This window comes from Paraflavisolibacter caeni (genome assembly GCF_025628885.1).
Lineage (GTDB): Bacteria > Bacteroidota > Bacteroidia > Chitinophagales > Chitinophagaceae > Flavisolibacter > Flavisolibacter caeni.
The window spans coordinates 180,015-200,483 of sequence record NZ_JAOTIF010000005.1 but is presented as its reverse complement, the minus strand read 5'-3'; the positions used below and the strand labels follow the sequence as shown (position 1 = coordinate 200,483).

The 20,469-nt window shown below is 41.1% G+C and carries 18 protein-coding genes; 10 read left to right on the top strand and 8 right to left on the bottom strand.

The window, feature by feature from the left end; translation table 11 throughout:
* Positions 1–27: 27 nt before the first annotated feature.
* The 6 genes from OCK74_RS09810 to OCK74_RS09785 all read left to right on the top strand — a co-directional run bounded on the left by OCK74_RS09810 (position 28) and on the right by OCK74_RS09785 (position 10,676).
* The gene (locus OCK74_RS09810) at positions 28–1,680 is read left to right on the top strand and encodes a DUF5008 domain-containing protein (protein ID WP_279296851.1); all 1,653 of its coding nucleotides are present in this window, start codon (positions 28–30) and stop codon (positions 1,678–1,680) included.
* Positions 1,681–1,709: 29 nt separating this feature from the next.
* Positions 1,710–3,494: a LamG-like jellyroll fold domain-containing protein gene (locus OCK74_RS09805; RefSeq protein WP_279296850.1), complete on the top strand. Its 1,785-nt coding sequence runs from the start codon at positions 1,710–1,712 to the stop codon at positions 3,492–3,494.
* Between the two features lie 48 nt (positions 3,495–3,542).
* Positions 3,543–5,573 (top strand): M60 family metallopeptidase, encoded by a 2,031-nt coding sequence (locus OCK74_RS09800; protein ID WP_279296849.1) that lies wholly within the window; start codon positions 3,543–3,545, stop codon positions 5,571–5,573.
* A 47-nt stretch (positions 5,574–5,620) separates the two neighbouring features.
* Entirely contained in the window at positions 5,621–7,342 is a 1,722-nt protein-coding gene (locus OCK74_RS09795) for a LamG-like jellyroll fold domain-containing protein (protein WP_279296848.1), read from the top strand.
* 183 nt (positions 7,343–7,525) lie between these two features.
* The gene (galB, locus tag OCK74_RS09790) at positions 7,526–10,051 is read left to right on the top strand and encodes a beta-galactosidase GalB (RefSeq protein WP_279296847.1); all 2,526 of its coding nucleotides are present in this window, start codon (positions 7,526–7,528) and stop codon (positions 10,049–10,051) included.
* A 148-nt stretch (positions 10,052–10,199) separates the two neighbouring features.
* Positions 10,200–10,676, top strand: a complete 477-nt coding sequence (locus OCK74_RS09785) for a YybH family protein (RefSeq protein WP_279296846.1) — start codon at positions 10,200–10,202, stop codon at positions 10,674–10,676.
* A 102-nt stretch (positions 10,677–10,778) separates the two neighbouring features.
* On the opposite strand, the gene OCK74_RS09780 is transcribed toward OCK74_RS09785, so the two are convergent.
* Positions 10,779–11,882 (bottom strand): hypothetical protein, encoded by a 1,104-nt coding sequence (locus OCK74_RS09780; protein ID WP_279296845.1) that lies wholly within the window; start codon positions 11,880–11,882, stop codon positions 10,779–10,781.
* Positions 11,883–12,182: 300 nt separating this feature from the next.
* On the opposite strand from OCK74_RS09780, the gene OCK74_RS09775 reads away from it, so the two are divergent.
* Together OCK74_RS09775 and OCK74_RS09770 are read left to right on the top strand one after the other, a co-directional pair.
* On the top strand, positions 12,183–12,935 hold the full coding sequence (locus OCK74_RS09775) for a sulfite exporter TauE/SafE family protein (protein ID WP_279296844.1): 753 nt from the start codon (positions 12,183–12,185) through the stop codon (positions 12,933–12,935).
* Positions 12,936–12,988: 53 nt separating this feature from the next.
* Positions 12,989–13,411, top strand: a complete 423-nt coding sequence (locus OCK74_RS09770; RefSeq protein WP_279296843.1) for a secondary thiamine-phosphate synthase enzyme YjbQ — start codon at positions 12,989–12,991, stop codon at positions 13,409–13,411.
* 7 nt (positions 13,412–13,418) lie between these two features.
* On the opposite strand, the gene OCK74_RS09765 is transcribed toward OCK74_RS09770, so the two are convergent.
* From OCK74_RS09765 to OCK74_RS09750, 4 genes are all read right to left on the bottom strand, one after another.
* Positions 13,419–13,859, bottom strand: a complete 441-nt coding sequence (locus tag OCK74_RS09765; RefSeq protein ID WP_279296842.1) for a helix-turn-helix domain-containing protein — start codon at positions 13,857–13,859, stop codon at positions 13,419–13,421.
* Positions 13,849–13,974: a hypothetical protein gene (locus OCK74_RS09760; RefSeq protein ID WP_279296841.1), complete on the bottom strand. Its 126-nt coding sequence runs from the start codon at positions 13,972–13,974 to the stop codon at positions 13,849–13,851. Before OCK74_RS09760 ends, OCK74_RS09765 begins: the two co-directional genes overlap by 11 nt.
* 91 nt (positions 13,975–14,065) lie before the next feature.
* Positions 14,066–14,836 (bottom strand): DUF3575 domain-containing protein, encoded by a 771-nt coding sequence (locus OCK74_RS09755; RefSeq protein ID WP_279296840.1) that lies wholly within the window; start codon positions 14,834–14,836, stop codon positions 14,066–14,068.
* Between the two features lie 65 nt (positions 14,837–14,901).
* Positions 14,902–15,756 carry an OmpA/MotB family protein gene (locus OCK74_RS09750; RefSeq protein WP_279296839.1) on the bottom strand — a complete coding sequence of 285 codons (855 nt, stop codon included), beginning with the start codon at positions 15,754–15,756 and terminating at the stop codon, positions 14,902–14,904.
* 280 nt (positions 15,757–16,036) lie between these two features.
* Here OCK74_RS09750 and OCK74_RS09745 point away from each other — a divergent pair, with 280 nt between their 5' ends.
* Both OCK74_RS09745 and OCK74_RS09740 read left to right on the top strand, forming a co-directional pair.
* On the top strand, positions 16,037–16,771 hold the full coding sequence (locus OCK74_RS09745) for an OmpA family protein (RefSeq protein ID WP_279296838.1): 735 nt from the start codon (positions 16,037–16,039) through the stop codon (positions 16,769–16,771).
* A 13-nt stretch (positions 16,772–16,784) separates the two neighbouring features.
* Positions 16,785–17,036 carry a hypothetical protein gene (locus OCK74_RS09740; RefSeq protein ID WP_279296837.1) on the top strand — a complete coding sequence of 84 codons (252 nt, stop codon included), beginning with the start codon at positions 16,785–16,787 and terminating at the stop codon, positions 17,034–17,036.
* A 34-nt stretch (positions 17,037–17,070) separates the two neighbouring features.
* Here the strand turns inward: OCK74_RS09740 and OCK74_RS09735 are convergent, their stop codons facing one another.
* Genes OCK74_RS09735 through OCK74_RS09725 form a run of 3 tightly spaced genes read right to left on the bottom strand, consistent with a single transcriptional unit; the run spans position 17,071 to position 20,445 of the window.
* The gene (locus tag OCK74_RS09735) at positions 17,071–17,865 is read right to left on the bottom strand and encodes a bestrophin-like domain (RefSeq protein ID WP_279296836.1); all 795 of its coding nucleotides are present in this window, start codon (positions 17,863–17,865) and stop codon (positions 17,071–17,073) included.
* A gap of 20 nt (positions 17,866–17,885) precedes the next feature.
* Entirely contained in the window at positions 17,886–19,046 is a 1,161-nt protein-coding gene (locus OCK74_RS09730; RefSeq protein WP_279296835.1) for an amidohydrolase family protein, read from the bottom strand.
* Positions 19,047–19,089: 43 nt separating this feature from the next.
* Positions 19,090–20,445, bottom strand: coding sequence for a hypothetical protein (locus tag OCK74_RS09725; RefSeq protein ID WP_279296834.1), 1,356 nt, complete (start codon positions 20,443–20,445; stop codon positions 19,090–19,092).
* Between the last annotated feature and the right edge of the window lie 24 nt (positions 20,446–20,469).

The window sequence follows — 20,469 nt, the reverse complement described above, 5'->3', positions numbered from 1 at the left end:
AGAATATTCATGACAAAATTTTCAATAATGACAGGAAAAACGAAACAAAAAATATCACTGGCACTTTGTTGCTTTTTAGCGGCAGTGATGATCTTTTCTTGTGTGAAAAAAGACCTGGAGCCGACAGAAACATACCCTGCAGCTCTGACTCAGCTAGTTAAGTTTTTAGACGGAGCCCCTTATCCTGCTACTGGGGGTGAGGGTTCTGTTGTAACCTTTAATGTAAACGGATTGAAAGGAAAAGAGGGACAGTTTAAGTTCTTAATTAACCAAACGGAAGCAGAAGTTGTGTCTGTTGCTGAAAACACTGTAGCCGTGAAAGTGCCTGTTGGGGCAAGCTCCGGAGCTTCGGCGGTGTTGATTAATGGAGAGTACTACTTTGGACCTACTTTTACCGTAAAAGGAAAGGTATCTATTGATCCTGATTTCAAAACTGATGTTTATGTATCAAACGGCTCGATCAGTGGTATTATTTCTAAACCCGATGATGCTAGCTCCTATATTATCTATGGCAGTTTTTCTAATTATAATAATAAGGCAACCGTCGATATACCCATTACTTCCGTTGCCATCATTAAGAATACCTGTGAATATAGTTCAACGTTTTCTATGGGTAAGCGTGGACTCGGTGGTTCGCTGAGCGGTTTACTTCCGATTTCAGGTAATTATTTAGCTTTCGGCTCGTTTGGATCGGTTGATACCATGGGGAATATCAATAATATTACCCTATTGACATCAAGCGGAGCATTGTCGACTAAAACTGTTGATGTGATTAATCCTGACCCGGTTAATCGTCCCGAAGATGGAACCGCTCTTGTTCCTGCTTTTAATGGAGGAACATCCGGAGGTATCACTAAGGCGTTTAATGATGCGTCAACCGGCAACACTATTGTTGTGGGTAACTTTAGCAGCCATGTCAGTACGTTTTATGAACGTTCAACCAAAACAGGTTTTCAAATTGATCTCGTGAAGATCAGGCAGTTGATTCGCATGAAGCCAGACGGTACTTTTGATTCCACCTTTAATTTTGATATGACCAAAAAAGAGGGTTTGACTAATGGGAACGGTTTTATTTATGATGCCGTGCAACAGAGTAATGGTAAGATTATTATCGTAGGTAACTTCTCTACATTCAATGGTCAGGCTGTAAACTATATAGCCCGTATCAATAATACAGACGGATCTGTTGATGCTACGTTCAACGCAGGTAAGGCTGGTGCTGTGGGTGGTTCTATTAGCCGTATCACTTATAATGCAACCACCGGCAAGTATTTGCTGCTAGGTTCATTTAAAAGCTTCAATGGAGTACCAGCCAATGGAATTGTGATGATTGACGGAAATGGTAATGTGGACAACACCTTTACGTTTGGTAGTGTGGATGGCGGGCAACCTAACTTTGCCGCTCAGTTAAATAACGGAAAGATCATGGTTGCCGGTAGCTTCAGTAAATACAGTACTTCGGCAGGTAATTATATTGTTCGTCCCGGATTTATGATTTTGAATAGCAATGGTACGTTAGCTGCCGGCTATAATAACACCGGGTTATTTAGAGGTACTATCAATAGCTTTATAGAATCTACAACTAGTGACGGCTCTCCGGCTGTAATCCTGGTAGGTAACTTCGACCGGTTTAACAATAAAGAAGTTGCTGATATTGTAAAAGTGAAGCTTGAAAATTAATGAATTTTAAAACTAACAATGTTGCATATATGAAGAGGATATCTAATTTCATAAAGGCGGGGATATTGGTATTGTCTGGCGCAGTTGTGTTTGCCTGTAACAAACCTTTTACTAATCCGCTCCCTCCGGTTGCCGGTGGTGCCAATAATGCCGTTGCAGGTGACGTCAAGGTGTTACTGATTGTGGTTGACGGTGCTGTGGGTACCGAGGTACAGAAGGCTAACCCCAGGGTTTTGAATAGCCTTGTTGATTTTTCTATTTATTCATGGAATTCGCTGAATAACTATAAAAACACAGCTCAAACCAATGAACTGGGATGGGCAACCTTACTTACAGGCGTTACAAGTGATAAGCATAAGGTTACCGGTACAAATTTCTCTAACAATGATTTTGCTACTTATCCGACAATCTTCTCCAGGTTGAAATCTGTAAAACCTGGCTTGAGAAGTGTAGCCTATTGCTCTACGGGTAGTCTCGCTGATAATCTGGCAGCAGATGCTACAGTTAAAGGCTCTTTCAGCAATGATGCGGCTACAAGAGACGCTGTTGTGAATGAGTTGGCCACACAGAACTCATCTGTGGTGATGGCAGAGTTTAATAGTGTGGATTTGGCGGGAGCTGCTTCATCTTATTCTGCCACTTCTTTAGCATACAGAGATGCCATCTTAGATGTTGATACTAAGATTGGTGATATCCTGGATGCAATGAAAAGACGACCAACTTTTAAAAACGAGAACTGGATGGTTATCATCACTTCCAACAAAGGTGGTAATGTTGCGTCGACGGCTTATCCATGGGTACCATTTGATGATAGCAGGCATAATACCTTTTTCTTTTGTTATAGCCCAAGATTTAGTAGTAAATCCGTTGGAAATTCTGGAACTAGAGCATTTTTCCCTTATTTAGGTACCGCTCCAGTGTATTCTGGAAAGAAGGCTGATAAAAAACAGGCAACCGTGGCAGATGATGATAGGTATGATCTTGGAGCAAACAAGGAAATGACTATGTGGTGTAAAATAAAAGCAGCTGCTCCGGCTGTAAATACTGATTATAATTATGTGCCTTTCTTTGCAAAAAAGAGAGATCATAACTCCACTAAGGGCTGGACATTCATTCCTGGCAGTTATTCTGTTAATAATGGTAAGACTTGGTTTGCAACTTTTTATGATGGTGCTACAAAAAAAGAAGCTAAAAGTGGGCAGGTTTGCTTTGATAATAAATGGCACACCCTTGTAATGGTGGTGAAAAAAATTGATGCGAATACGCGTAGGGTAAATGTTTATACAGATGGTGCAAAGGCCTTAGCTAGTGACGCGTATTGCGATATCGCTAACACTGATTTTGGCAACACTGATCCACTTAATATTGGAGTTGGTTTATTTCAAGCCAATGATAACCCTAAATTTGATAATGTCCTAATAACTGACTTAAGGATTTGGAATACAGCGGTGAGTGATTCATACATTTCCAGTAATTATTGCTCTACTACTATAGATCCTTCTGATCCATATTATGGCAATCTGATTGGTTTTTGGCCAGGATTTCCAGTAGTAGTAGAAGGAGGAGTGAAAAAATTGAAAGACCTAAGTCCTTCTGGTAAAGATATGATAGTGGATCCTACAAATTATAGCGAGATGACTTTTGCAGATCAGGCAACTACCGTATGTCCGCCGCCAATGAATGAGGATGCTTGGAAAACGGTTCCTAATTCTGTTGATATAGCTACTCAGATCTACTACTGGTTAGGAGTTAATATAAATGGATGGGGCTTAGATGGAAAGAGTTGGATACCTACTTATGCTGATATAAACTAAGGGTAGGATAACAGATTATAAAATTAGTTGAATACAAAAACGATGAACATGAACTCTATTGTTCTTGCCAAAAGATTTACAATAGTCGCTTTATCCCTTGTTGTTCTTGGCACTGCCTGTGCTAAGAGGGATCTATACCAGGCTAAAGACGGAACACCCGGGGATAGTAAATTGCCTGCTAGTGTGACCATAGATACCAGTATCAAAACAGTGGATGCCAGTAAGTATGCACAGGCAAGGGTTTTTCCCGGACTTGTGTGCTCTGAGGCGCCTCGTTTGAAAGACACAACCGTCCGCATGAACTTTGATTATAACTATGTGGGCGAGGATCTTCGGATGAGTGTACCGCCGCAACCTCTGTTCAGCACAGGGCTTTATGCCGGGCCTGGTGAACTGGCGATAGTGGATGTGCCTACCGGCTTATACAATTTGTCTGTTCAGGTAGGCGCCTGGACTGATAACCTGTCAGGCATTGAGAATCCGGACAGAGACCCTATCATCTATTCTCGTTCTCAATTGTCTCCTGGTCGAAACTATATCCGGAATCTTTACGGTGGACATATATATATTCTTGCGGCCACTCCGGTGAAAACTCCCGTGGATCTTGTTTTTTCTAACGTGTTGAGATCTCCTGACTTTATACTGGGCGAAACCGATCCTATTGTATGGAAAGCGGCAATTCAAAGTTCTTGTGTTCCCTGGCTGGAGCTGCGTAGCGAGAATGCCATCTTTACAGTGCCTAGAGAGTATTGCATCTCCAAACCAATAGCAGATCCTGTTGCATTGATGACAGAATGGGACAACTCCATTAAGTATGATTTTTATCAATGGGAAAAACTATCTGCCAATCCTGCTAACCCCGCAGATAAAGCTCCTTTACTGCCTTGGCGTGTTGTGATGGATATCAAGCCGGTTGCAGGTTATGGGCACGCCGGTTATCCTGTGGTAACGTATAATGACTATAACTGGTTTGCCATGATGACGGATATTTCCCAGGTTAGAGGTGGCGGCTGTTGGGGTATCTACCATGAATTGGGGCATAATAACCAGCAGGGCAAATACTGGAGCTGGTCATCCTTGGGTGAAACCTCCAACAACTTGTTTGTCTTTAAGGCTGCTAAGCGTCAGTCTGCAACTTATCCGGGCGCATGGCCTGCCAAGCATCCTGCTTTGGCAACCATGATACCGTCTGCATTGACATTTGCCGCAGACAATACCTCCGGCAAAAACTTTGATGGTACGGATTCTAGAATTAATGATCCCTTTGCCCGCCTGACACCTTTCCTGCAGTTATTTGAAAAAGTACCAGCAGGTGCTAACTATAATGGATGGGACATCATGGGTGAGCTATATTCAAAGGCAAGACAGGCAGTACGCATCTCCCAGAATGATCAGGACAAAAGAGATTTCGTGTATGAAACGGTGTGTAACTTCACAGGGTTGAATTGGCTTCCTTTCTTTAAGCAATGGGGTATCAATATTAGTAATATATCCTCTGCCAAGATGTCTAAATATCCTTTAATGAGGCAGGATATTTGGAACTACAATCCTCTTACAGGACAAGGAGGTAATACTATACTTACCGACCTGAGGTCTTTATGGACATTAACCGGGTCATATTCAACTCAAGAGGCAAATAGTAATGGCCCGTTACCTAAAATGTTAGATGGTAACTTCACTACTTATTGGCATACCAACTACGGTACAGGTGGCGGTGTTACAGCGGCTCCATACCAAATAGATGTTGATATGTTGACACCTGTTGATGTTAAGGGCTTTGCCTTTGCTCAAAGGGAGAACGGAACAGGAACATCCAGAGCTATTAAGAATATGCAGTTATATTATAGCACGGATGGCGTAACCTATAATTTAATTGACAAATCGCAATTTACGCTAACGCTACAACCGCCAACAGGTTATAGTGTTCAGCTTGCGAATGTTCAGAAGTTTCAAAACTTTTACCTATCTGGTGGAGCTAGCATAAAAATGCGTTATTTCAGGTTCATTATACCATCCGGCACCACCGATCTTTATAATGGTCCTAACGCAGCATTATCTGAACTTAATGTCTTGTATTAATAATAAGTAGTGTAAGCAACAGAAAACAATCGTGTAAAAAATAAGATATGATCAAAAGAATTAAAATAAATTTTCTACTGCCGGTGTTGATGCTGGCATTAGCTACACTTCCTTCCTGTGTACGTTATTATGATCCTCCTCCATATTTTGAGAATAATACAGATACAGTTGCTCCTCTAAAAAGGAAAGTGCTCATTATTGGTATTGATGGAGCTGTTGGGGCTGAGTATAAAACGATTCAGCCAACAGTACTGGAAGGCATGAAGCTACATAGCAAGTACACCTATGATGGTTTTTCTGATGAGTCCACAACAGATGCCTCTTCCTGGAAAACGCTGATGAGCGGTGTGCCTTTCGCTAAACATCAGATATCGGACAGCTCCTTGGTGTATACGCAACCTCAGGATGGAGATGAGCACGGAGCCATTAAGAACTATCCATCTTTCCTGAACTATATTCTTAGTTCTTCAAAGTCTGACACCCGTACTACAGTTATATCAAGTTGGAGTACTCTGATGAGTAAATTAGCTGCAGAGGCTGAGAATAAAATACTTGGTGTCGATGATGCCGCTGTAAAAGACTCTGCTGTGGCTAAATTGCCAACCAGTAATTCAGATATTGTTATTGTCCACTTTAATGGCGTAGCCAAAGCCGGTAAGATCAGTGGTTTTTCGGCAACGGCACAGGGATATAAAGATGCCGTAACAACAGTCGATGGGTATATTGGCAATATCATGACCGCGCTTAAGAGCAGACCTGGCTATGGTACAAAAGAAGAGTGGTTGGTGATTATATTGGGTACACATGGTGGAACCGGCACTACTTATGGTGGTTCCACTACACAAGAAGTGAACACTGTTGCATTTTATTACAATGAGAAATTTAAGCCCACTGAGCTTGTTAAGCCAGGATATAACGGAGCGCAGATAACGGGTAAGGGTACATCTGCTGTGAATGCTACAATTCCAGATGATGGCGGATTCTATAATCTCGGTAGTACAGGAGAGCAAACTATTTCTGTTAAGATTAAGTGCTCTTCCAAAGAAGCAAATTGGCCTCACTTTTTCTCAAAACAACAGAAAGCTTTTACAGGAAATGGCTGGACTTTATATACGAATAGTGCCGGGAATTGGAATCTAGCTGTTTCTACTAAAAAAATAGAGCCTGCAACTTCTAACGTATTTGATAATAATTGGCATACACTCACCTTTAAGTTTATGGATAGTGCTAGTAAGCGTTGGGTTGTTAGATATACAGATGGTAATAGGCTGGAAGCTACGGACTTGACTGGCGCAGGAGTTGCCAATTCTCTTTCTAGTACTTCTCCTCTTACTTTAGGCTGGGGAGCAGATCCCGGGTATGGTGGTATTACGGCTTACTATGCTGACTGCATGATCTTTAATAAAGCTTTAACTGATGCTGAAGTACAGGACATGGTTTGTGCACAGGATATTACAAAGCATCCTAAGTATGGTAACCTTGTCGGTTATTGGCCTTGTAACGAGGGGTATGGTAAACTTTTCAGAAATAGAGCTCCCGGCCAGGTTAATAAAGACATTATGCTAAAGGGAGCTTATGCTTGGAGTACGCCTTCTTCCTTCCCATGCACAGCACCTGTGGGTGATCCGGCAAAAGCTCCTATATGGGCAAAATCTTTGGACGTAGCTACTACTTTAATGTATTGGTTGAAAATACCTGTTCAGTCTACTTGGAAATTAGACGGCTCGGTTTGGTTAAACCAATATGAAATGGAGTTTGTAAAGTTGTAATATAGTCAGCTTCAATAATTATTGATAAAGTGAGGCTGTTCCAAATTAGTATTGGAACAGCCTTTTTTTTTTCGAACAACAATGGTTGCAAACTTCCTTGTGAGAGACAATGATGATAAAAGCATCAGAATAACTTCCGAGTATAAATATGGTATCATTACTTTAACGACTTGAAAATTCGAAATGAAAAGAAAATTATTGGTGGCCTTGCTGTTGTGCTGCCTCAAATCAGTTTATTGCCAATCAGTGCATGTGGAAGATAATTTTGACCGGGGATGGTTGTTTGCTCGTTATGGTTCACAGCCTGATGGTTCAAGCAAAGCAGAGCCGGAACAGGTATTCCAAACTAATTTTAAAGATGCTGATTGGCGTCAGTTAAACCTACCGCATGATTGGGGTATTGAAGGTCCATTTAGAGAAGATCTTGATGGCAAAACAGGAAAACTTCCCTGGCGTGGAATTGGCTGGTACCGGAAACATTTTACAATTGCTCCTTCAGAAAAAAGAAAACAGTTTTATGTGGACTTTGATGGCGCCATGGCCAATGCAGAAGTATGGCTGAATGGACATAAAATAGGGGAGCGCCCTTATGGATATAGTTCGTTTCGTGTCGATCTTACACCGCATATTTTGTTGGGAAAAGACAACGTAATAGCTGTTCGCCTGAATACAGAAGAATTGGGTTCAAGATGGTATCCCGGCGCTGGTATCTATCGTCATGTGCGATTGGTAAAAAACAATCCGGTGCATGTTGGCCACTGGGGTGTGTTTGTAACAACGCCCAGCATTTCTGATAAAAAAGGTGTGGCAAAAATTGATGTTGCGATTGATAATAATACATCGAAGGGCCAAAGCATTAGTTATGCTGCTGAAATCTACCAGTTAGATGCTAATGACAAGCCGGGCAAGAAAGTTGCTTCCAGCTCAAAACAGTCTATGCAGTTAGCGGCGTTGAAGAGCCAGACAGGAAACTTTATTCTTGATGTATCCCAACCTTTATTGTGGGATATAGAACACACCAATAGGTATCAGGCCAGGGTTTTAGTTTATGTGAATAACAAGCTGGTAGATGAATATCGTGAGTCATTTGGGTTTAGAACCATTCAATTTACACACGATAACGGGTTTTTACTGAATGGTAAAAGAGTGCAGTTGAATGGAACCTGTAATCACCATGATCTTGGTGCATTAGGTGCTGCAATGAATATTCATGCTTTGGAGCGGCAGTTACGAATTTTGAAATCCATGGGTTGTAATGCATTGCGTACCTCACATAATCCTCCTGCTCCAGAACTGCTGGCCCTTGCAGATAAGATGGGATTTTTGGTAATGGATGAAGCTTTTGATTGTTTTCGGATTTCAAAAACTAAGAACAAAAATGATTATGCCTGTTGGTTTGATCAATGGCATGAAACTGATTTGAGAGACTTGATTCTGCGGGACAGAAATCATCCCTCTGTTATCATGTGGAGTTCGGGAAATGAAATTCCAGAGCAGTATTCTAAAGATAAGTTTTACCTGTTTGCAGAGATGCGAAATATCATACGCAAATATGATACGACCCGTCCGGCTACCTGCGGTATTTCAGCGCCAAATAAAACAGCCTTCAGTGGTGTAGAACTGAATGTGGATGTGCATGGCATGAACTATGCTTCCGGTAAGGGATACGGCGGAGATGGATTGTATCAGCGTTTTTTAGACTTTAATGGTCATGAGCATTTACCGGGATATGGCAGCGAGACCAGCTCTACTATTAGCACAAGAGGAGAATACTTCCCCGGCAGGTTTCAAGTGTCTTCTTATGACCTTACTGAACCAGGCTGGGGTTCTTTACCTGATGCAGAGTTTAAAGAGCTTGATCGTACGCCTGCCATCTGTGGTGAGTTTGTATGGACAGGTTTTGATTATTTGGGTGAGCCAACGCCCTTCAACAGTGATGCCAGTGTGTTACTGAACCATTCAACACTTAGCCCGGAAGAATTAGAAAAAGAAAAACAGAAGCTGGAGCAAATTCAGAAGAGCCGTCCGCCATCGCGTAGCAGTTATTTTGGCATCATTGATCTGGCTGGATTTCCTAAAGACCGCTTCTACCTCTATCAGGCACGCTGGCGTCCAGATCTTCCCATGGTGCATATTTTGCCGCATTGGAACTTTCCCAATCGTATCGGTAAAGTAACACCGGTATTTATTTATACTTCGGGAGATGAAGCTGAATTGTTTTTGAATGGCAAATCGCTGGGGCGCAAAAAGAAGGGGCAGTATGAATATCGCCTGCGTTGGGACTCTGTAGTGTATGAACCCGGTGAATTAAAAGCAATTGCGTACAAGAATGGAAAACGATGGGCAGATACATTGGTAAAGACTAGCGGGACTGCTGCAAGACTGAAGGTAACTGCCGATAAAACGGTTTTGAAAGCAGATGGCGTCGATCTGGTTTTTGTTACAGTTGACGTGACAGATAAAGATGGCATCATAATGCCTACGGCAAAAGATACCATCCACTGCAGCATAGGAGGTGCCGGCGGGATTGTAGCGACCGACAATGGCGATCCAACCAGCCTGCTTGCATTTGCTTCTCCTGTGCGTCCTGCATTCAATGGAAAATTGCTGGTCATCATCAAAGCAAAGTCAGGAACCAAGGGTCGATGCCGGTTATTGGTGAAAGCAAATGGACTTAGATCTGCTGAGCAAGCAATTGATATTAGGTAGCCAGTTGAATCATAGCAAACACATTGTTGATTTACGATTTTGCTTCATTTGACCGTGCTGGTTATTGTTAGGGAGCTGGTTATTAGAATTAATTTTAAAAAATCAGGTTTATTTTTCATAACTTAAAGGTGATTTAATTCTTAAAAACATGACTGTAAAAGAGATATCATTAGGGTGTATCATCAGTTTATTGTTCGCGTGTAATGCAAAAAAAGAAGAACCGGAAGCAGTAGTGATTGATAAAGAACAAATCAAAAATGAAATTCAGGCTAAAGAAGATTCATTTGCTGCGGTTTACAATAGCGGAGAATTGAGAAATATAGGCTATTATGCAGATGATGCAATCAGCTTTTTTCAAAACAGAGCACCTTTAGTGGGCAAGGATTCAATAATATCTTTTTTAAAAGCCGATGTCATTTCAAATCCTAATAAGATTTCATTTACAACGAAAGAAGTATTTGTATCCAATGATGGAAATCAGGTTGTAGAAATTGGTTCTTTTAAAGTGGTTGATTCTGTCAATACTCCAATTAACTCGGGAAATTATATGAGCTTATTTGAAAAAAGAGATGGAAAATATGTTGCTTTAAGAGATATGAGTGCTTCTGATATGCCAATTGAATAAGAAGACTCAGTATATATTTTTAAGGCTGTGCGAAAAGCATTTTCGCACAGCCTTTTTGTTTATAAAGTGGTTTTGATGTGATCATTAGTTTTCGGTACATAATTAACGTCTTCTTCCACCGCCACCACCACCAAAGCCTCCGCCGCCCATTGAACGACCTCCGCCGCCGCCCATGGAACGACCACCTCCTCCCATTGAACTAGACCTGGATGACGGAGAAGAATAGTTTGATGACTGTCGTGTTGATGCAGAAGGACGATTCGATGCAGAAGATCTATCTCCAGCCCTATCTGATGTAGAGGCAGACGGACGATTCGAGGCCGAAGCTCTGTCTCCAGCCCTGTTGGATGCCGATGGAGATTGTCGGTTTGATGCAGAAGATCTATCTCCAGCCCTATTTGTTGTTCGATTGCCATAACTACCCTTATTCATATTATTCGAGACGGTAGTAGACCTGTTTCTATTACTATTATAATTATTGAAGTTATTATTATTGTTAATAACTACCGTATTGCCACCGCCATAATGACCTCCATAATAACCATGGTGGTGATAATAATGATTGCTACGATATATGCCCACTGCCATAACTGTTGCAAACCCAAACCAGGGCGGATAATATCCATAATGATAAGGCGGGTAATAAGGTACATAGGCTGGTGAATACACATACTGTACGATTGGTGCAGATTGAACAACTACAGTAGTTGTTGCCGGTACATTCACTGTTACAGGGTTTTCACCAGTATACCCTGGGTTAGCGGTAACGGACGAATTTCCTTTTGGCTCAATAACATAATCTTTACCATACAACTCCTCGTCACCAACAATCTGCATGCTGACTTTCCCACTTTTATCTTTGTCTAATAAGATCACTGCAACATCCTGTGTTTCTTTTTTGTTGACATCAACCTGGAGTATAAATTGATACGACTCATCTTTTTTCTTAGTAGCCACTTTGATAAAATCAATTTTTTTATCCAGGTTTAAATCCAGGTTATTGATTTTTGCTTTTTCATCATTTATTGATTTTTCAAATTCTTCAATTGTTTTTGACTTTTGAAACACATCCAATACGGCATAAAGATCCAGGTTGTCTCCCGGTAAGCCTAACATAGCAGATGTATCCTCTTTTTCTTGAGAAAAAGCCTGCAAGCTTAACAAACTCATTATTGCCGCTAAAAATGGCAAAAGAAATTTTTTCATAATATGGTCATTTTTAAATCGAAGAGTGTAAGCGATCACTAAGCTCTTTGTACCTGGGTTTGCCTGTAAAACTTACACCGTTCTTAATTCGTTTTTATAGTGTAAGGCAGAGGAATATTTATTTTAAAGGGCGAGATCCTGTTTGGTTCAGTTCCGGATTCTGTATTGATTTCAAGTTGCTGCTTGTAACAATTTACAATATATTTTTGATTTTCCCTCAATAAAAACTTCACAATGAAATGCTGAAACAGCACAGTTTTAAGCAGCCTGCCTGGAGCGATTGTTTTATTTTCGTCGATTATGAATGGTTTATTTGAAGGATCCATGCTCCATTGGTTCCTGATCTTTCTGTCAGCTTTGATCATCGGATTGTCCAAATCTGGCATGAAAGGCCTCGACATGATGAACGTGACCATCATGGCTATTGTGTTTGGTGGCAAAGCCTCTACAGGTATTGTATTGCCGTTGTTGTGTATAGCAGATGTAATGGCGGTAAATTATTACCATCGCCATGCCCAATGGAATCATTTCTGGAAACTATTACCTTGGATGGTAGTGGGTATTTTAATAGGCGTAATTATTGGCAAAGATTTGAATGAAAGCATCTTCAGGAAGGTCATGGCCTTTATTATCATCCTTACTGTTGTCATCATGTTGCTGCTGGAATTTTATAAACGTTTCACCATTCCTCACAACAAGTTATTTGTAGCCTTAATGGGATTGATCTCCGGCTTTACCACAATGTTTGGTAACCTGGCAGGAGCCTTTTCCAGCATCTACTTCCTGGCCATGCGCATGGAAAAGAATGATTTTATAGGTACTGCGGCTTGGGTGTTTTTAGTGATTAACTTTTTTAAATTACCATTCCAGTTTGTTTACTGGAACAATATTACGCTCAATACATTGAAAATAGACCTCTTATTATTGCCCGCACTTTTCATTGGTTTCTTTGCGGGTATTCGCATTGTTTCGAAAATCAAAGATGACAGTTATCGCAAAGTCGTGATCCTCCTGACAATGATAGGCGCCGTGTTTATTTTCTTGAAACGATAATGAATGCGGTCACTCTCCATCATGCCAGGTATTTAGTTTTAACTTTGAAGCATATGAAGGTCTACCAGCAAGCAGTATCATTACCAGAAAAAAGAAGAGGATTTCATTTGATCACTACGGAAGTAGTTAGGTCATCGCCTCAGATTGCAGATATCAAAACAGGCCTTTGCCAGGTGTTTATTCAACATACTTCTGCTGCGCTCACTATCAATGAAAATGCCGATCCAACAGTGCGTATCGACTTTGAAATGTTTTTCAACAAGACCGTCAGGGAAAATGATCTGGATTATGAACATGATTATGAAGGGGCAGATGATATGCCAGCCCACTTGAAGGCCTCTTTATTGGGTAGTTCTGTGGTGATACCCATTCATAATGGAAAGTTGGCCTTAGGCACCTGGCAGGGTATTTATTTGTGTGAGCATCGTAATCATGGCGGATCAAGAAACCTGGTAATTACTGCATGGGGTGAGTAATGTTGTTCTACCTTGCTGTTTTCAATTGAGAGAGATATTCATGCGGTGTATAGTTTGTGAACTTTTTAAAAGCACTGATAAAGGTATTACGATTGCTAAAGCCACAGGCCAATGAAAGTTGGTGCACTTTGAGTGTAGTGTATGAATTGTTATTAATGAAATTCAAACAGTACGCAATACGGTAGCGGTTCACAAGGTCGGTATAGCGCCGCTCCATCACTTTGTTGACAAATGCTGAGAGTTGATAGGATGGTATGTCTAGGTCATGAGCCATTTCGGTCATGGTGTAATGCTGCCGCAAAAATGGCTTTTGTTCCTCCATGAGCTGATCTATACGCCTTTGAAGCTCTTTTACTTTAACTGGTGACAAGTATAGCTTCTCTTCCTGCGGATCATCTTCCCTTAAAAAGGAAAGCAACTTACTGTATGGTAATTTATCATGCGCCACCGTTAGCTGATAAGGAGCCCTGGGTATGAAGAATGCTTATATCAAAGTGTTGGTTGATGCCAAAATAAGCAACTGGTTGAATACCCCATACATCTATTGCACAGACTTCTGCCATGATTTTTAATTGTTGGCAAAGTGATATCTGTTCTTGCATTAGAACTTGATGTTACCAGTATCTTCGGTTAGAACTTTAGGGGATCAAAGCATTAAAATACATAGCCTATGTGAATTATATAACGGTAGCCAAAATTCCATGTACGGATGTCTCCTTCATTATCAAAATTCTTATTAGCCAGTATATTATTTAGCCCGGGAAATTTCTCAGTAATAAGGTCTTTAATTGCCCCACGTAATTCTTCTTTTTGTGCTTGGCTAAGGTCACTTTTTATTTTTGCATTGATTTTATAGTAGCCAAATCCAGGTCCGATCAAAACAAAATCAAGAGCAACTCTCTTTCCCAAAATAAACTGGTAGCCCATTTCTCCACCTACTGTAAATATGTTCATTGTTAAGTTTGTTTGCACAAGTTTGCCTTGTGAATTAGGATCAGTATAAGCCCATTGGTTGTCTCTTTTGAATTGGGCAAAAGCAGCATAGGGACCTATAAAAACGCCATGAGGCGCCTGATATTTATTTTCTTTTTTCAGGTAAAACCGGTAATCAGCATTTATTTTAAAACCGTTATTTTTTAAATCATCATTAAAACTAAAGGAATCGGTTTTAATATCATTTCTGTCAGCTGTGAAGAGGGACGCTTTACCAACATTAATAGAAATACTTTGATTATTCTTAAGTACGCGTTCATATCCAAAAACGATATGTCGGTCTGGTCCATAAAGTAAGGCTCCTGACAAATCATACCGGATGACATTCTTATAGGCTTTACCTGTTGTTTCTTGTGTAGCTTGACCCTGTAGACGAAGTGTTGCAATGCAAAAAGCAACGGTCATTAGAAATAAACAGTGAATATTTTTCATAAACTGAATAGTTTGAATGGAAAGTGATTTCTATTGCTAATAAATAATTCTCCCCTGCAGAAGTGTTATGTTTTTTGTTGTGGTTCCAGTAATTTGAAGAACTGGTCTAGTTCTGGTAAGATCACAATCCTTGTCCGGCGATTAAGAGCCTTTCCCTCTGCTGATGTATTTTCACTTACTGGGTTGTACTCGCTGCGCCCGGCTGCCAGCATTTTTTTAGGATCCATGCCGTATTCATTTTGTAGCAACCTGACAACAGTGGTGGCTCTTTTGACACTCAGGTCCCAATTGTCAGTCAGTATTTTATTGCCCTTATAAGGAACATTGTCTGTATGTCCTTCTACCATAAACTGAATATCAGGTTGGTTTTTGAGCACCTTTGCTACCTTGCTCAATACTTCCTTTGCTCTATCGGTTATATCATAGCTGCCGCTCTTGAACAACATCTTATCAGAAATGTCAATAATAACCACTCCTTTATCTACTTTAATGTTGATATCCTCATCTGCCAAATTACCAATAGCCCCTTTCAGGTTCATCACCAACGCCATATTGAGTGAATCTTTTTTAGCCATTTGTTGCTGCAGAGTTTGGATGTAGGCATCCTTCACCCCAATATTTTCCATGGACTTTTGTATACTTTCCGCCTGCTGTTTTGAAATCACAGACATGTTTTCCAATTGTGATAATGCCTGTGTATTGTTTTCTTTCAGAAAGGTAACCTGCTCACTAAGAGCTTGCTGCTGTCCCATCAGCTTGCTTTTGTCTGTATTGCATTGGGTTAGCTCTGTCTGTAACGAGGTTTGACGGCTGTTTAATGTTTCATATTCCTTGGAAAGGCTTTTATACTTTTTACTGCTTACGCAAGCGCTCCCCGCAAAGGAGAGAACAACCACGAAAATGAAAGTTGGAAAATTCATAGTTGTGATAATTGAATTGATGAAATAATATACCCGGATCTGGAAAAGCAATCAATAGAGCATTGATAACGGTATCACCACATAAGGCAAAGTGTATCACTTTGCAATGGGATATTAGGATATGCAAGTTTTGTCAACCTGGCCATACTTCAAAATCGCCAGGCCCTTTATATGCCAAAAATTATAATTTTTGGCAATTCAAGCGCCTGAGTTTTATTATAGAAGCGGTGAAAAGAATAAAATTTGTAAACACAATTTTTCCATACTAAAACCAAATACAATGTTGAACAAATCCTTGCTGCCGGTTTTATTGATAGCAACTATTATGATCTCTTCTTGCGTGTCCAGTAAGAAATACAAAAGTGCAATGTCCACTGTAGATGGGTTAAATGCTCAAATCAGTACACTGCAACAACAAGTAAACGAACTTACGGCCACTAATAAGTCATTGAGCTCAGAATATAGCAGTTACAAGACAGATTGTGAGGCAAAGCAAAAGAAGTATGAAGAATACCGTAATGCCTTGGCGGAGGCTAGGGACAAAATGATGGAAGTCCAAAAGGCATTGGAAGCTGCCGAGGCTGATTTCAAAGAAAAGGGTGTTGATGTTTATGGAAAAGACGGTCGTGTCTATGTAAACATGCAGGATAATCTCATGTATGCGAGCGGTAGTTCTAAGTTGACTGAAAATGGCAAAAAAGCATTGGAGGGACTGGCTTCAGCCTTAAACCAATATCCTAACCTGCAGGTGATTGTGGTTGGGCATACTGATGATGTGCCTTTTAAAAAAGGCATTAATACAGATAACATGAGTTTAAGTACGGAAAGAGCCAATGGTGTTGTACGTGCCCTGAGAGATGATTATAGTGTAAGCCCGGAACGCCTTGTTGCTGCAGGGCAAGGAAAATATGCTCCTGTTGCCGATAATGCAACAGCAGAAGGAAAGGCCAAAAACAGGCGGACAGAGATTATTTTGAATCCCGATCTAAAGCGAGTGTGGGAAACTGCTCAATAACAATGAACTGCTTATGTTTCGGATCTGGCTGGTTTATATACTGGTCTTAGCTATTAGCCAGACCAGTGCTCAACAGTTTAATTCAGATAGTTGGCTGTCAAAGCCTCATGGTAAGGTAACCCATGGACAGGAATTTAACGGTAACCTTGGTGCGGGGTTTGAGTTTGGCATCATGTTGTTTACACCTCAGTTTGCTTGCTTTGGTGGATGTAATAAGGATGCGAAACAGCAAAAGGACCGTAAACGCTGGAAGTTATTTAAATAATGATAACCTAAGATAGTTCTGAACAAATGTTTAATTAGGGAATATTTGTTTGCAACATTTCCCGGACATTCTCCAGCGGTTTCTGACTGATCCGGAAGCCTTTTTTTTCACTGGAGTCCATTTCGGCAATCAATACAAGGACCATAGCAACAGCCCCTATCAGTAAAGGTAAACTATATATCCTGCGTATGTCAAATGAAGCGATTTGGTAACCCACGAGAAACATACTCATAATGAAAAGTGCGATAAGGGAAATCCACAGGATAGATGGAATTCTTACAAGTAAGGCAATTGTTTCTCTTTCAGAAGCTATATCTATGACTTCATTTACCGAACTGGTAAAAAGCGACCGTAATTCTGAGTCCATATCTTCCTTTGCTAAGGAGGCTGTCTGGTTCCAGATCAATAAGTGAATATCGTTCATTCTGGATATGCTCTTTGGCACATTCACATTTTCAGTCTTCTGGATTTGGAGTAAATTGTCAACGTATTCCCGGAAAAGTTTCCTGACTTCTGATTTCTGTCTTTCCGGGATCATACTTGTACGCAGATAACAGGTACCAATAGCGTTGGCCTGTCGAATAACCAATTCCCTTCGTTCGGCAAACCTGTTCGCTGTAATAGAGAAAGTAAAGCCCAGCATAAATCCTAATAAGGCCAGCATGGCTCCTAAGGCGGAGTTAACAGGAGTATCCGGCTCTTTTTCTCCTTTCTGTAATCTTTTTCCGGCAATGTAGGCACCGGCTTCGGCAATAAGCATACCTACGATTATAATCAGGATGAATAACATCCATGATGGCATAAAATTGATAAACGATGTTATATTCATGTTAGGCCATATCTTTTTTATCATTTCAAATGGGCTTTCTCCCATTCTCTAACTCTTTGCCGGGCTTCGTTGAAGATCCTTTCATAATTTCTTTTCCGTACTTTCTCGCTTGCTTCAGGAGTTAACCCCTTCCAGAGCGGCTCGTACATGTTGAACACCGCATAATACATTTCCGGGCTGGTTGGCGCTACCACATCTGTTCCAAACAGGAAGCGGTCTGGGAAACGATTGATAATAGTAATGGTATTTTGCAAGGACTGTTGCGAGGCGATAACATATTTAGCTACTTCATCCCAGGATATATCAAAATATACATGCTTCAAGGCCGGATCCGTAAGTATATCTTCTACAATCTGCAATTGCCTGGGGTTGCGGTTGTTGATTGGCTCAGAACCGGATTGCTGCACCGGGTGCACTACACGGCCTAAGCCCACATGTGCCCAGATAATTGTTGTTTTAGGGTGTCTCTTCAACAAGTCCTTCATTTGAGCAAGGTATACAGGTTCAGCCCCGGCTTTGGCAAAAGGCATATCCATGTCATTATGTAAGATTACTGCCAGGCCAACTTCCCCTGCAAAATCAAGTATGCTATCGAGCGCAGGGTTGGTAAGGCTGGCTGCTTCTCCGGCAACTTTAGCGGAAACAAATTCTTTATGAATACTGAATTCACCAATACCCGAAAATACACCTGGAAATGTAAGTAACACCCTTTTGATGTGCGCCTTTGCATACATATCAGCCGGGTTAAAACCCGTGATCATGGGATCGAAGCGTTGCTTTTCTGTAGGAGAAAGTGAATTGTATACGCTGGCTATATAAGCATCGGTGAATGAATAATAATAAAGGGGGGCATCACTTTGTAAATAATAGGTTGGCCCGTAAGTACCGGAATTCTGGTAAGACCACATTTGCTGTAGGGGAATACCAAATAAGGTAGAACGTCCTACTCGGTTACCCATGATCTCTAGATACTTGTGAATATCGGCACCTTCTTGTATGTAATTGGTCAGGTGAAAGTGGGAGTCATTGAAATCATTGGCTGGTGGCGGGGGTTTCTTGCTGCTTTCTTGGCTTTCAGCAGCACGGGTCAATATAATGACCAATAGGATGCTTAGGATTGTCTTATAAACATTCTTATAATTGATGGTGTGTATATATCGTTCGATCATTGAATGTTTCACACTTGAATGGTTTCAGTATTTGAGAAATCTTTTCATGAGGTCCTTATAGAAGTAAATCGGTTGAAAGAGAAATTGTTGTTCCGCTCTGGCCGCCTATATAATATCCAAAGGTTGAGCCTGCTGGTGATTTTTCTATCCGGATGACGTGCAGGTTGATGCGCAAACTGCGGGTCCCTGAGGGAAAAAAGCTCATCCCACCTGTTACCTCCCACGGCTTCCGGTCAAATTCATCGATCAACTTGCCATACACACCGTACACATCCAGTTTCCTCTTTATTAAAGAGTAACATGCTGTCACGTAAAATGAATTGTCTACAATTTTAGAAAGTGGTACAGGTTTGTCGGACAGGAAATTTGAAAGCTTTCGCCGGATAAATTCTGTCTGGACATGTAGTCCTTTGTATTTTACGCCGGCATCAAAAGACATTATATCATAGTTGGTTCTTTGTATAGTAATATCATCACCTAGGGCGCCAGTTTCAAAGAAGAGGACACCGTCGGATAGTCGGATCTGGGTTTCGGCCGGGTTTGGATTTGAAACCTCATTAAAGCGGTCTTCACGGGCATGGTTGATTGAAGCGCCAAACCGAGTAGCCGGTTTGGTATGATACTCAAAATCCCCGTAGCCACCGCGGGGGCCAAACTCACCAGTGGTTGGCATCCACCAGACGCTGGCGCTTGGAGTCAGGTGTCTGGTCATTTGCGTATTGTTAATACCCAACTGGCTCAAATTATTACCAAGCATTAGCCAGTAATGAAATTTGGGCAAGATCTGTCCATTCAACCAGATTCCGCCGGTGAAGCCCGGGCGTAAGGCTTCTTCAGCCATTTGCCTGTCGGTTCCTACAAAATAGGGCCAGGGCCCCTGTAAAGACCGGACACCAAGGTTAGGGCCAATACCCGCTCCAAGTCTAAAAGCCTTATTAAATTGATATTGCATGTTCCCGAATAACAGGGTCTGCCCGGTTGAACCAAGTCCCCAAACACTTATTGTATAGCGTAGCCGTTGGGTAAAGAAGTATCCTGATGCCCAGATGAATGTACGGTGCCATTGAATATCATGGCGGGTATCAATTGCCCTTTCCCGGCCCAGGTGATCGGTGAAAGATTGGGTGGCTGGTAGTTGATTGGTGTACCGGATCAGTCCATAAAAACTTAAATTAAGACTAATCAATTTGTTTTGATAAATAGTGAAGCCTTTACCAGGCGTATATTCACCAGCAGTCTCAGCGGGTAAGCTTTTTTCTGTATTAATTTCATAGGGATATTTTTCGGTACTGAGTGTTGTAGTGTCATATACATCATACTTCGCATCATCTTGGGCGAAAAGGCTGCAAATTGATAGGGTGAGACCAATTGTGAAAAACAAATGTGCGGACACACGTTTACATGTCTTCATAAACCTTTTTTTGTTCAATAAAAA